Source organism: Aeromonas sp. QDB03, from assembly GCF_027707985.1.
Taxonomy (GTDB): Bacteria; Pseudomonadota; Gammaproteobacteria; order Enterobacterales; family Aeromonadaceae; genus Aeromonas; species Aeromonas hydrophila.
The window spans coordinates 1-12,613 of sequence record NZ_JAPCJG010000004.1 but is presented as its reverse complement, the minus strand read 5'-3'; the positions used below and the strand labels follow the sequence as shown (position 1 = coordinate 12,613).

9 protein-coding genes and 1 pseudogene are annotated in these 12,613 nt (G+C 61.9%); 5 read left to right on the top strand and 5 right to left on the bottom strand.

Going from position 1 to position 12,613, the window contains the following annotated elements; translation table 11 throughout:
• The first annotated feature begins 52 nt into the window (after positions 1-52).
• Both PG900_RS11555 and PG900_RS11550 read left to right on the top strand, forming a co-directional pair.
• The gene (locus PG900_RS11555) at positions 53-610 is read left to right on the top strand and encodes a hypothetical protein (protein WP_118880920.1); all 558 of its coding nucleotides are present in this window, start codon (positions 53-55) and stop codon (positions 608-610) included.
• 55 nt (positions 611-665) lie between these two features.
• A complete protein-coding gene (locus tag PG900_RS11550; RefSeq protein ID WP_264098696.1) occupies positions 666-1,370 on the top strand; it encodes an SIMPL domain-containing protein in 705 nt (234 codons plus the stop codon).
• A gap of 244 nt (positions 1,371-1,614) precedes the next feature.
• On the opposite strand, the gene PG900_RS11545 is transcribed toward PG900_RS11550, so the two are convergent.
• Positions 1,615-2,991 (bottom strand): amino acid permease, encoded by a 1,377-nt coding sequence (locus PG900_RS11545; protein WP_118880922.1) that lies wholly within the window; start codon positions 2,989-2,991, stop codon positions 1,615-1,617.
• Positions 2,992-3,353: 362 nt separating this feature from the next.
• Here PG900_RS11545 and PG900_RS11540 point away from each other — a divergent pair, with 362 nt between their 5' ends.
• Positions 3,354-3,641: a hypothetical protein gene (locus tag PG900_RS11540; protein WP_045527259.1), complete on the top strand. Its 288-nt coding sequence runs from the start codon at positions 3,354-3,356 to the stop codon at positions 3,639-3,641.
• An 89-nt stretch (positions 3,642-3,730) separates the two neighbouring features.
• Here the strand turns inward: PG900_RS11540 and ppsR are convergent, their stop codons facing one another.
• Complete coding sequence (gene ppsR / locus PG900_RS11535) at positions 3,731-4,543, bottom strand: posphoenolpyruvate synthetase regulatory kinase/phosphorylase PpsR (RefSeq protein WP_005302533.1); 813 nt, start codon at positions 4,541-4,543, stop codon at positions 3,731-3,733.
• 308 nt (positions 4,544-4,851) lie between these two features.
• On the opposite strand from ppsR, the gene ppsA reads away from it, so the two are divergent.
• Together ppsA and PG900_RS11525 are read left to right on the top strand one after the other, a co-directional pair.
• Positions 4,852-7,230, top strand: a complete 2,379-nt coding sequence (gene ppsA / locus PG900_RS11530) for a phosphoenolpyruvate synthase (protein ID WP_264098695.1) — start codon at positions 4,852-4,854, stop codon at positions 7,228-7,230.
• A gap of 300 nt (positions 7,231-7,530) precedes the next feature.
• A complete protein-coding gene (locus PG900_RS11525; protein ID WP_264098701.1) occupies positions 7,531-8,508 on the top strand; it encodes an AraC family transcriptional regulator in 978 nt (325 codons plus the stop codon).
• A 95-nt stretch (positions 8,509-8,603) separates the two neighbouring features.
• On the opposite strand, the gene PG900_RS11520 is transcribed toward PG900_RS11525, so the two are convergent.
• The 3 genes and pseudogenes from PG900_RS11520 to asp form a co-directional block, all read right to left on the bottom strand.
• Positions 8,604-10,985: a beta-glucosidase gene (locus PG900_RS11520; RefSeq protein WP_270831483.1), complete on the bottom strand. Its 2,382-nt coding sequence runs from the start codon at positions 10,983-10,985 to the stop codon at positions 8,604-8,606.
• A gap of 412 nt (positions 10,986-11,397) precedes the next feature.
• Positions 11,398-11,856: a serine protease chaperone gene (locus PG900_RS11515; RefSeq protein ID WP_146060987.1), complete on the bottom strand. Its 459-nt coding sequence runs from the start codon at positions 11,854-11,856 to the stop codon at positions 11,398-11,400.
• A 17-nt stretch (positions 11,857-11,873) separates the two neighbouring features.
• Positions 11,874-12,536 (bottom strand): annotated as a pseudogene (gene asp, locus PG900_RS11510) (serine protease Asp); the annotation flags it as partial.
• Positions 12,537-12,613: the final 77 nt, after the last annotated feature.

Genomic DNA, 12,613 nt, shown 5'->3' with positions numbered 1-12,613 from the left:
TTTTTTGACTGAGGGGGCGGCTAAGATAGCGGCAGTACAGGAGAGGGTCACCATGCAGTCATTTAATTGGGTCGATATCGATGGCATTCGCTATAGCTGGGACGGGCAGGGCAGCATTACCTGTACCGGCCAGTTTAGCTATCACGCCACGATGGCGGGTGATCGGATTGATGCGCTGGATCTGGAGAGCGATGATGGCGAGGTTGCTGGTTCACTGAATGTGGACTTTGCGGCGGCCACTATCTCATTCACGCCAGCTGTCGATGCAGCGCCACCCCACATGATGGTGCTGGTCGGTCATGAACAGGGGCAGCAGGAGTATACATTGCAGAGTTTGAGCGATGTCTGCCTGCAGGATCTGCTCGGCCACTCCGACAACATCGACTGTGCTCCTCTGGTGACCAACACGATGACGGAGCCGGTAGCTCCGCTGGCCGGACATGTTCTGTCGTGGGACTCCTTCCATTTTGATGATGATGTGCTGCTGGGGTCCCGCAGCGCCACACCATTGGCTGCTGCTCATCAGGGGCTGCCGGGTGGCGAGATCAGCATCAATATCGATATGACCAATCAGGTACTGGATCAGATCCCGCCGTTGCACGATATATGAATCCCATTCGACGACGGGCATAATGACCTCACTCTAATAGATTGAGGTCTTTTTTATGTGGCGTCCCCTGCTTACCCTGTCTGCCCTGGTTATCAGTGCACCCCTGTTTGCCCTTGAAGTGCCGCAAGCCCCCCATCTGGTGGTGAGCGGTTATGCCGAGCAAAAAGCCGAGCCCGACATGCTGACGCTGAATGTCTCCGTGACGGCGCTGGAAAAACAGGGCATCAAGGCCAAGCAGCAGGTGGATGGCAAGGTTGCCGCCTTCTTTGGCCAGCTGGAAGGGTTGGGCATCAAGCACAGCGATGTGGAGGGGGGCAATCTGGTGATCTCTCCGGAATACCAGTATCCGCAGAACAAGAAGCCGGAACTGGTGGGCTACCGTGCCCAGCGCCAGCTTGCGGTCAAACTCTATCAACTCGACAAGCTGAGCGAGCTGATGGACACCGCACTCAAGGCGGGGCTGGAATCCGTGTCCCAGATTGAGTACGGGCTCAAGGCGCCGCAAACCATCAAGGAGCAGGCGCGCCTCGGAGCAGTTGAAGATGCCAAAACCAAGGCCGAGTCTCTGGCCAAGGCATTTGGCATGAAACTCGGCAAGGTTTACAGCGTCGAGTACCGCAACAATAGCCCCATGCCGATCTACAGCCGGGCCCTCAAGGCTGCCGCCATGGCACCTGCCGCCGACATGATGGAAAACAGCTACCAACAACAACAGATCACCATCACGGACAATGTGGAAGCCGTCTTCCTGCTGGAATAACGCCGCAGTTTTCTACCTGCCTTTTTGCAACAAGCCCGAGCGCACTGTCTCGGGCTTGTTGTTTTTAGACGAGTCAGGATGCTTGCCAAAGAGAGAGCTGGCAATGGCCGCTTGCTGAGCGCGTGCTCACAGCGTCATGATGGACTGGAGAGGGGAAACTGGCGATGCCAACCTGCAGGGGTCATATCCGGGTAGAAAAAAGCCGGTCAGTGACCGGCTTTTGAGGGGGATAAGGCTGATGCCATCAGCCCAGGTTGGCCGCAACGCGAGCCTGGTGCTTCTGCTTGAACTGATAGCCGATGGCCAGCACGATGATCCAGACCGGGATGAGCAGTACCGAGATCTGGATGCCCGGGGTCAGATACATGATGACCAGGATGCCGGCCATGAAGGCGAGGCAGAGGTAATTGCCGAACGGGTACCAGAACGCCTTGAACTTGGGAACCACGCCTTCAGCTTGCTTGCTCTTGCGAAACTTCAGGTGCGCCAGGCTTATCATGGCCCAGTTGATGACCAGGGCGGAGACCACCAGCGCCATCAACAGCTCGAACGCCTTGCCCGGCATCAGATAGTTGATGAGTACGCACAGCAGGGTTGCTGCGGCGGAGACGGAGATGGCCACCACCGGCACCCCGCTCTTGTTGGTCTTGAGCAGGCTGCGCGGACCGTTGCCCTGCTTGGCCAGACCAAACAGCATGCGGCTGTTGCAGTAGACACAGCTGTTGTAAACCGACAGGGCTGCGGTCAGTACCACCATGTTGAGCACGGTGGCCACCAGATTGCTGTCCAGTGCGTGGAAGATCATGACGAAGGGACTGCCGCCTTCCACCACCTTGCCCCAGGGGTAGAGGGACATCAGCACGGCCAGGGCGCCGATGTAGAAGATGAGGATCCGGTAGATCACCTGATTAGTGGCCTTGGGGATGCTCTTTTCGGGATTGTCGGCCTCGGCAGCCGTGATGCCGACCAGCTCGAGCCCGCCGAACGAGAACATGATCACCGCCATTGCCATCACCAGACCGCTGATGCCGTTGGGGAAGAAGCCGCCCTGAGCCCACAGGTTGCTGACGCTGGCGTCCGGGCCGCCGTTGCCGCTGGCCAGCAGGTAGCCGCCAAAGCCGATCATGCCGATGATGGCCACCACCTTGATGATGGCGAACCAGAACTCCATCTCGCCAAACGCCTTGACGTTGGAGAGGTTGATGGCGTTGATCAGTACGAAAAAGAAGGCCGCCGACATCCAGGTCGGGATCTCGGGCCACCAGTACTGGACATAAATGCCCACTGCGGTCAGCTCGGCCATGCTCACCAGCACGTAGAGCACCCAGTAGTTCCAGCCGGAGGCAAAGCCGGCGAAGTCACCCCAGTATTTGTAGGCGAAGTGGCTGAAGGAGCCGGCTACCGGCTCTTCCACCACCATCTCGCCCAGCTGGCGCATGATCAGGAAGGCGATAAAACCACCGATGGCATAGCCAAGCAGCACGGAGGGGCCCGCCATCTTGATGGTCTGGGCAATGCCGAGAAACAGGCCGGTGCCGATGGCGCCGCCCAGTGCGATGAGCTGGATATGGCGGTTTTTCAAACCGCGTTTCAGCTCCTCGCCGTTTTGTTGAAGATCCATTCTTCCTTCCTTACGTCTTCTGAAGTCATTCGTCTGTCATCTCGTCCGTCGGGTCAATCCATGTGACCGTGCACGGCAAAGCGTGCCTGAAACGTGACGAAATCCGTATTTATTTCGTTACAGTGAGTCGCTTTCTGTTTTTTATGGCGACTACCAACGGAAGCAGAATAGTGATAATCCATCGCGGATGCACCTGTTTTCCTCATCATTCGCTGGTTTTTTCGGCGAAAGGCAGGTTTTTAGGGAGCGGTGAAGCTGGCAGGGAAGTGTTTGGTTGTATTGTGAGCAGTTGGGCGCGGTTTGGTTGACTCTGTCGGAAATTCCTGTTTTATGAAGCCTCCTTTGCAACAAGGATGCACTTCATGCAACGTATTATTGGCAGTTTGCTGGCCGTCGCGCTGTGGCTCACCGTGTGGCTTTCGCCCCTGCTGCTGACCATGGCGGTGGGGTGTCTGCTGGTGTGGGCCGTGCAGGGTGATGACTATCTGGTGATGCACTTGCGAACGGTCTTGTTGATCGCCGGTGCCATCGGCCTGCTGCCGGCCCTCTGGCTGACCGAGCGGGTACGCCGGCGTCACGGTGTGCTCAACTTCTACGCCATGCTGATGAACAACAGAGAGCTGAACCGCCCGGGCTCCCAGCCCCGCTGAGGTCCAGTCGACAAGCGCCGGATACAACCGTATCCGGCGCTTTTTTATTGGCGTTTGCCATGTCGTCAGCTTGCCGGCGGGCAGGCTTCTCAATAAAGCTGACGGCGCAGGCCGGTGGCCTCGAGGATCTTGGCGCTGATCTCCTCCACCGAGTGGGAACTGGTGTCGAGGAAGCGGATCGCCTCCTGGCGAAACAGCCGCTCGACGCAGGCCAGCTCCTGTTCGCACTGCTCCAGCGAGGAGTAGCGGCTGTTGGCGCGGCGCTGGTTGCGGATCTCGTGCAGCCGCTGGGGGGCGATGGTGAGGCCGAACAGCTTGTGGCGATTGGCCTTGAGGGCGGCCGGCAGATCCAGGACCCCCATGTCCTGCTCGATGAAGGGGTAGTTGGCGGCGCGAATGCCGAACTGCAGCGCCAGATAGAGGCTGGTCGGCGTCTTGCCGCAGCGGGAGACCCCGATCAGGATGATGTCGGCCTCCTCGTATTCCTTGGTGGTGATGCCATCGTCGTTGGCCAGCGCGAAGTTGACGGCCTCGATACGATCGTCATAGAGCTTGCGGTTCTCCATGCCGTGGGTGCGGTGCAGCCTGGGTTCGGCCTTCACCCCGAGCTCGTGCTCCAGCGGGCTGACGAAGGTGTTAAGAAAGTCGTGGCTGCTGGCCTGGGCCTTGAGCACCTCCTCGCGCACCTGATGATCGACGATGGTGTGGAACAAAATGGGGCGTACCCCGGTCTGGCGGAACTGCTCGTCGATGCGCATCCGTACCTGGCGCGCCTTCTCCAGGGTTTCGACAAAGGGGATGGTGATCTGCTCGAAGGCCAGCGGAAACTGGCTCAACACGGCGTGGCCGAACACTTCGGCGGTGATGGCGGTGCCGTCTGAAACATAAAATACGGTGTGCACTGGGGGCTCCTGTGAGGGGGTCGGCGAGCTGGCAAGCAAGAAGTATCTCTCGAAACCATATCGTTTTTGTCAACCGGTCTGCCGTGCCCAAGTTGTGAAGTGGCTTGCAAACCTGAGTCGTTACCTTTTTGTGTTGGCATTGTAGAATGTCTGTGTCATTCGACCATCCCCAAATCTTGCTCGGGGATTTTTTTGACAATAAGTAGAAAACGTTTTCATGGTCGTTGGCAACAGTAGAAACAGACAATAACGCACATAAACTGGCGCACAAGGTGCCATGGCGGCACAGTGCCCACCAACCTGGAGACATGCAAGTGCAACAGTACGTACTCTGGTACGAGCAACTCGGAATGCAGGACGTAGAACGAGTTGGCGGCAAAAATGCATCCCTTGGCGAGATGATCAGCAACCTCTCTGGTGCCGGCGTATCCGTGCCGGGCGGGTTTGCCACCACCGCCTTTGCGTTTAACGAGTTTCTGGAGTCAAGCGGCCTCAACGGCAAGATCCATGATCTGCTCGACAGCCTGGATGTGGACGATATCGCCGCCCTCAACCGGGCTGGCCAACAGATCCGTGACTGGGTGATCGAAGCCCCGTTCCAGAGCTCGCTGGAACAGGCGATCCGGGTTGCCTACGACAAGCTCAGCGGTGGGCTTGACGCCTCCTTTGCGGTGCGCTCCTCCGCCACTGCCGAGGACATGCCGGACGCCTCCTTTGCCGGCCAGCAGGAGACCTTCCTCAACGTGCGCGGCATCGACGCCGTCATGATTGCCGTCAAGCATGTGTTTGCTTCACTGTTCAACGACCGCGCCATCTCCTATCGGGTGCATCAGGGCTATGACCACAAGGGTGTCGCCCTGTCGGCTGGGATCCAGCGCATGGTGCGCTCGGATCTCGCCGCCTCCGGTGTCATGTTCACCCTGGATACCGAGTCGGGTTTCAACGACGTGGTGTTCATCACCGGCGCCCAGGGCCTTGGCGAGATGGTGGTGCAGGGGGCGGTCAACCCCGACGAGTTCTACGTGCACAAACCGACCCTCAAGGCAGGACGCCCGGCGGTGGTGCGCAAGACCCTCGGTTCCAAGCTCATCAAGATGACCTATTCCGGCGATGCCAGCCACGGCCGCCAGGTGCAGATCGTCGACTCCAATGAAGCCGAGCGCAGCCGCTTCTGCATCACGGATGCCGAAGTGATGGAGCTGGCCAAGCAGGCCCTTATCATCGAGCAGCACTATGGCCGGCCGATGGACATCGAGTGGGCCAAGGACGGGCAGGATGGCAAGCTCTACATCGTCCAGGCTCGCCCGGAAACCGTGCGCAGCCGCCAGGAGGCCAACACCCTCGAGCGCTTCGCCCTCAAGCAAGCGGGCAAGGTGCTGATCGAGGGGCGCGCCATCGGCCACAAGATTGGAGCGGGCCCGGCGCGGGTCATCTCCTCCATCAGCCAGATGGACGAAGTGCAGCCCGGCGACGTGCTGGTCACCGACATGACCGACCCGGACTGGGAGCCCATCATGAAGCGGGCCTCCGCCATCGTCACCAACCGGGGCGGTCGCACCTGTCACGCCGCCATCATCGCCCGCGAGCTGGGCATTCCGGCGGTGGTGGGTTGTGGTGATGCCACCAAGCGCATTGAACCGGGTCAACTCATTACCGTCTCCTGTGCGGAAGGGGACACCGGTTTCATCTACGACGGCGAACTCGACTTCGACGTGGCGGTGACCGAGGTGGGCAACATGCCGCGCCTGCCCATCAAGATCATGATGAACGTCGGCAACCCGGACAGAGCGTTCGACTTCGCCCAGCTGCCGAATGCCGGCGTCGGACTGGCCCGCCTCGAGTTCATCATCAACCGGATGATCGGGGTGCACCCCAAGGCGCTGCTGGAATTCGACCAGCAGAGCCCCGAGCTCAAGGCCACCATCGGCAAGATGATCGCCGGCTACGAGAGCCCGCGCGAGTTCTACGTCGCCAAGCTGACCGAGGGCATCGCCACCCTGGCTGCCGCCTTCTGGCCGGAGCGGGTGATCGTGCGGATGTCGGACTTCAAGTCCAACGAGTACGCCAACCTGGTGGGTGGCCGTGACTACGAGCCTCACGAAGAGAACCCGATGATCGGTTTCCGCGGTGCGTCGCGCTACATCGCCGACAGCTTCCGCCCCTGTTTTGCACTCGAGTGCGAGGCGATCAAGCGGGTGCGTGATGTCATGGGGCTGACCAACGTCGAGGTGATGATCCCCTTCGTGCGCACCGTGGGCGAGGCAGAGCAGGTGATCGACATCCTGGCCGAGAACGGTCTGCGCCGTGGCGAGCGGGGGCTCAAGGTGATCATGATGTGCGAGATCCCGAGCAACGCTCTGCTGGCAGACAAGTTCCTCGAGCACGTGGACGGCTTCTCCATCGGCTCCAACGACATGACCCAGCTGACGCTTGGACTTGACAGGGACTCGGGGCTTATCGCCCACCTGTTCGACGAGCGCAACGAGGCAGTCAAGGCGCTGCTGGCGATGGCCATTGCCGCCGCCCGCAAGGCGGGCAAGTATGTGGGGATCTGCGGCCAGGGGCCGTCCGATCACCCGGACTTCGCCGCCTGGCTGGTCGAGCAGGGCATCGACTCGGTGTCCCTCAACCCGGATACCGTGGTCGACACCTGGCTCTATCTGGCCGAGCAGCACAAGGCGAACTGACGCCGGCTGCACAGCCCCCATCAAAATGGCGCCCACGGGCGCCATTTTTCATGGCTGAACCTGACGCAACTGGTCCGATATGGCGGCCACATCTGCCCAAAATGGCGCGCTGGCGCGTGCTTTTACACTCCGTTACATCTGCTCGCTTTGCAACCGCCCCATAATGGTCCCGCCAGCCCGCTGCACGGGGTGGCAGGCCCGCCGCCAGTGGCGGGCCGGGGGATCACGAGCAGTTTCCTGTCAGCATGGAGGCCAGGACGGCAGATGTCACAGAGCGTATCAAACCAGGTGATCAGACGAATGCTGGGAGCCTGCCAGCAGCAGGGGGGCGATCCCGATGCCATCCTGATGGCGGGCGGCCTCACGTCGTTCGACATCGAGCGGGAGCAGGGCCGGCTGCCGGCCCACAGCCACTACCGGATGCTGCAACTGATGCAGCCCTATCTGGCCAGTTTTCACGAAACCATCCTCTCCTACGACATCGGCCAGCTCTACCAGCACTATCCACCCCTTATCAGCCTGTGCCTGAACCAGCCCTCGCCGCGGGCGGCGCTCGAGGTGCTGCTGGCCTATCGCCCCATCATCGGTAGTTGTGACGAACTGCGGGTGCGGCGGGGCGCGCAGGCCAGCCAATACCTGTATCTCAATCAGGGGCCTGCCAGCCTGGGGGCGAGTCAGGCCATCCCCAACTTCATCATCCTCTACCGGATCCTGCGGGTCTATCTGACGGATCCCCGGGTCTCGGTGGGCTTCACGGGGCGGCCGCCACCGCGCCATCAACTGCTGGATCAGTTCTTCGCCACCCGCTGCCGCTGGGAACAGGGGGAAAACACCCTGACCATCGACAACGGCCAACTTGACTGCCCCAGCCACTGCTACAACGAGCCGCTGGGTCATCTGCAACAGGTTCAGCTGGCACAGATCTGCGCCGACATCGCCGAGCGGGCCCCCTTTGCCTATCTGGTGGGGGAGCGGATCCGCCACAAGATCCGGGAAGGGGAGCTGGAGAGCGACGAGAGCCTGCTCAAGGAGGTGTGCGCGGCCATGAACGTCAGCCGCTGGACCCTCAATCGCAAATTGCAGGGGGAGGGGAGCAGTTTCTCCACCCTGCTGAGGGAAGCGAGGGTGAGCGAAGCCTGCCGCTTGCTGGGTGAGGGGGATCAACCGCTGCAGAACATCAGCGATCGGGTCGGTTTCTCGTCCCAGAGCGCCTTCAACCGTTTCTTCAAGGCCAACACCCGGATGACGCCGCTGGCCTATCGCAACGCCCGCCAATAAAAACGGGACCGGCGCAAGGCCGGTCCCGTGGTCGGGTCATTGCTGGGTAACTGTCGGGCAAGGCCGGGCTGGGCGCCCGGCCGTGTCTGCCCCTGTTAGCGGGTGATTGTGGTGACGCTGGCGGGATCCACCCCGGCCGGCAGTGCCAGTGCCCCTGGCGTGGTGTTGCTTACCACTATCTCCTTGCTCACCGTGAAGCTGACCGGCGTGCCGGCGGAGACATCCGACGAGGGGCTGATGTAGGCGCTGTAGCGACCCGGCTCCACGATCCACTGGTTGCTGGCCTCATCGAAGCTGGCAAGGATGCTGGCCGGAATGGTGAAGCTCAGCTGTTCGCTGGCCCCCGGTGCCAGTTGCGCCGTTTTGGCAAAGGCCTTGAGCTCGATGAGCGGTTTCTTCAGCTTGACCTCGGGGGCGGTCACATAGACCTGGGCCGCCTCCTTGCCTGCCACGGCGCCGGTGTTGGTGATGGTGGCGGTCAGCACCAGGTTGCCGGCACTGCCGTCCGCCAGGGTGTTGCTGGCGATGGCGGGGCTGGTGTAGCTGAAGCTGGTGTAGGAGAGACCGAAGCCGAACGGGTAGGAGACCGCCTGCTCGAAGGTGCTGTAGTAGCGATAGCCCACGTAGATCCCCTCGTTGTAGTAGAGATCGTCCGGTTCGCCGTCCCCGTCGGTGTCCTCACCCGGGAAGGTGCCGGCGGAGGGAACGCTGGCGTAGCTGTGCGGGAAGCTCTGGGCCAGCTTGCCGCTCGGGTTGACCGCGCCGGAGAGCACGTCCGCCACCGCGTGGCCGGTCTCCTGGCCAGCCATGTAGGCCAGCAGGATGCCATCCACCTTGTCGCTCCACTGGGCGGTGTCGATGACGCCGTTGACGTTGAGCACCACCACCACCTTCTTGCCCTGGGCGTGGAAGGCGCTGCTCACCGCATCGATGAGGGCGCGCTCGTCATCACCGAGCAGATAGTCCCCCTTGCCGCTGCTGCGATCCGCCCCTTCCCCGGCCTGGCGGCCGATGCTGATGACGGCGGCTTGCTGGGTGGCGGCCGCACTGGCGATCAGGGCCGCCAGATCGCCGCTGATTGGCGCCTCGGCGCAGGTGTAGTAGCCCTTGGCGCCAAATTGTCCCTCGTGATAGACCTTGTTGTTCTCGTAAAAATCGCGGTAGTAACTCTGCAACGCCTCGTTGACCGGGAAGCGTGCCGCCAGTCCCTGTGCGATGGTGGTGGTGCTGGCGGCGTTCACATCCCCGCTGCCGGTGCCGCCCTTGTAGGTGTTGATCTGGTTGATGCCAAAGCTGGCTAGCGTGCTGCTTGCCGCCAGTGGCAGGGCTGCGGCGTCGTTGCGCAGCAGCACCATGCTCTCGGCGCCGGCCTGACGGGCCAGTTTGGCATGGGCGGTCAGATCCGGGCTGTTGCTGATGGCCAGCTGGTTGTAGGAGGGGCTCTTCATTACCTGGGTCAGGATGTGGATGGCGGCCTCGTTCACCTTGGCCTCGTCAAGATCGCCATGCTCGATGGATTGCTGCAACTGCTCCTTGACGTTGCCAGGCTCGATCAAATCCTGTCCCGCCAGCACCTGCTTGTAGGCGTTGTTGGCCACGTCGCCGGCAAACCAGTCAGACATCACCAGGCCGTCGAACTTCCACTCGCCGCGCAGCAGGTCGGTCAGTGCATCCCTGCGCTCGTTGACATAGGTGCCGTTGACCTTGTTGTAGGAGGTCATCACCGCCCAGGGCTGGGCCTCGTCCACCGCTATCTGGAAGCCGCGCAGGTAGATCTCGCGGAAGGTTCTCGGTTCGCCGATGTCGTTGATCTGGTTGCGGTTGGTCTCGGAGTTGTTGCCGAAGTAGTGCTTGATGGTGGTGCCCACCCCGTTGCTCTCCACCCCGTTGACCATGGCAGCGCCGATTTTGCCGGTCAGCAGGGGATCTTCCGAGTAGTACTCGAAGTTGCGGCCATTGAGCGGGTTGCGCTGGATGTTCATGCCCGGGGCCAGCAGGATGTCGACCCCGTATTGGCGCACCTCGTCCCCCATGGCTTCGCCGACGGCCTTGACCAGTTTGACGTCCCAGCTGGAGGCGAGCAGCGAGCCGATGGGCCAGGCGGTGGCGTAGTAGCTGGCGCTGTCACCGTCGCGGTTGGCGTTGATCCGCACCCCGGCCGGCCCGTCCGCCAGTTTGAGGGCCGGAATGTCGATGCCGTCCGCGCTGCGCAGCACGCCGTTGATGTAACCCGCCACGCCGGGCACGTCCTGCTTGACGTTGATGGCGCCGTTGGCACTGCCGTAACCGGGGCCGGAGAGCAGGTCCAGCTTCTCGCCGAGGGTCAGCCTGGCCACCATGGCCTCGGCCTGGCCACGGTAATAGGCATCGTCCTTGACCAGGGGATCCGAGTCATTCTGGTTGCAACCGACCAGCAGGCCGGCCAGCGCCAGGCTGACACCCAGTGAAACCGCTTTCAATTTTGTGGTGATAGGCATGAAGACGTCCTCGTAACTGTCTGAATAAAAATAAAAAGGAGATATCGACACCGGGCGCAAGGCATCCGCCCGGGCTGGGCCGCTCTGCTGGCGGCTGCCATTGGATATCGCAAGGAAGGCCGAACGGGCCCGTGGGCAGGTGTTTGGCTACAGGCAGGTTAACAAGCCGGGTGATGGCCGCCTTGCCCCTGGGGGGCGAGAAATGTGCCGGCGGGAGCAAGGGGACCGAGTTGTGAGCAAAGTCGCATTGAAAGGCGGTGCCGAACCAAGGTGGCAAGAGGGGAGAAGGGCAGGGGAGATTGGGAAAACGGGTGGCCTGATGGTCACTGAGGATGACTGCGAGCAACGCGCGAGGGGGCCGGCGGCCCCCTCGAAGATCAGCTGATATGCCCGGGCAATGGCCCGGGACGGCTCACTTGGGCTGTTTGAGGGCCCCGGCGAGTTCAATCTGCACGTTGACCCCCTCCTGCTTGAGCGCCGTGGCGACGGCGTTCAGATCGGTGCCCGGCTTGGCTTCCAGCAGGGCGATGCCGCCGCTGCTCTGCTTGAAGCGCAGGCCGTGACGGCTGGCCAGCGCGCTGGCCTGGTTGTCATCGGCTTCCACCAGCAGGGTGCCGCTGGCGGTGAGCTGTGGGCTGGCCACCCCTTGCAGCAACACGTCGCCGCTGCGCAGGGTTTGCCGGGGCGCCTTGCCGTCCGCGCTGCGGGCGACCCGCTGCTTGCTGCCGTTGTCCGGGGTGAGGTAGGTCTGACCGTTCACCTCGATGGTGCGGTACTGCTTGCCGTCGATCACCACCGACTCATCGGCGGCGTGCACGCCGGCCGAAGCCAGGAGGCTGGCCAGGACCAGGCCGAGTAAGCTGTGTTTCATCTTGTGACTCCTTGTGATCATGAGCGGGCGGCATCGTGGCCGATCACCCGCAGGGACCAGTTGAGCAGTTGACCCGGCTGGCTGTTGTTGCGCTCGGTCAGGGTGCTGCGGCGGTTGGTGTTGAGGTCAACCAGCGTCAGCTGGCGACTGCTGTTGGAGACGTCGGTCACCTCCAGTCGCCACTCGCCCTGGGCCGCTTCGCCATAGAACTTGTGGGAGAGCATGCGCATGTCGCGCAGCCCCTTGGTGCGCACATAACCCAGCTGCTGCCGGTCGAGGGATTGCCCCACCAGGCTGTTGTTGGGGTTGAGCAGCACGCTGCGAGTGCCGGACGGGGAGACCAGCTCGATCAGCAGGTCGGGCAGGCGCTGATGATCCAGGCTCACCGTGACCTGGACCGCTTCCACGGTCAAGGCTTGCGCGACCTGGGTGCTGGAGCGGGTGGCACTGCTGCCCACATCCGCGATGCTCCCTTCACTGCGCGGCACCGTGACCTTCTGAGCCGGCAACTGCACCAGCGGCGGCAGCGGGGTGTGGTTGGCGGCGGCCGTCAGGGTCTTGTTCACATCGATGAGGCCAAAGCCGTAGGTGGGGCTGTACCAGAGGCCGGCGGCGTTGCGCTCCCACCCTTCCAGGCCGGTGACCTGGCGGGGTTGACCGTTGGCGGCGGTATAGCTGACTGTGCGCGCGCGACTGAAATGATCACTGAGTGCGGGTGAATTGATCACTGATTGTTGTGATCAATTCACTAGCAAAA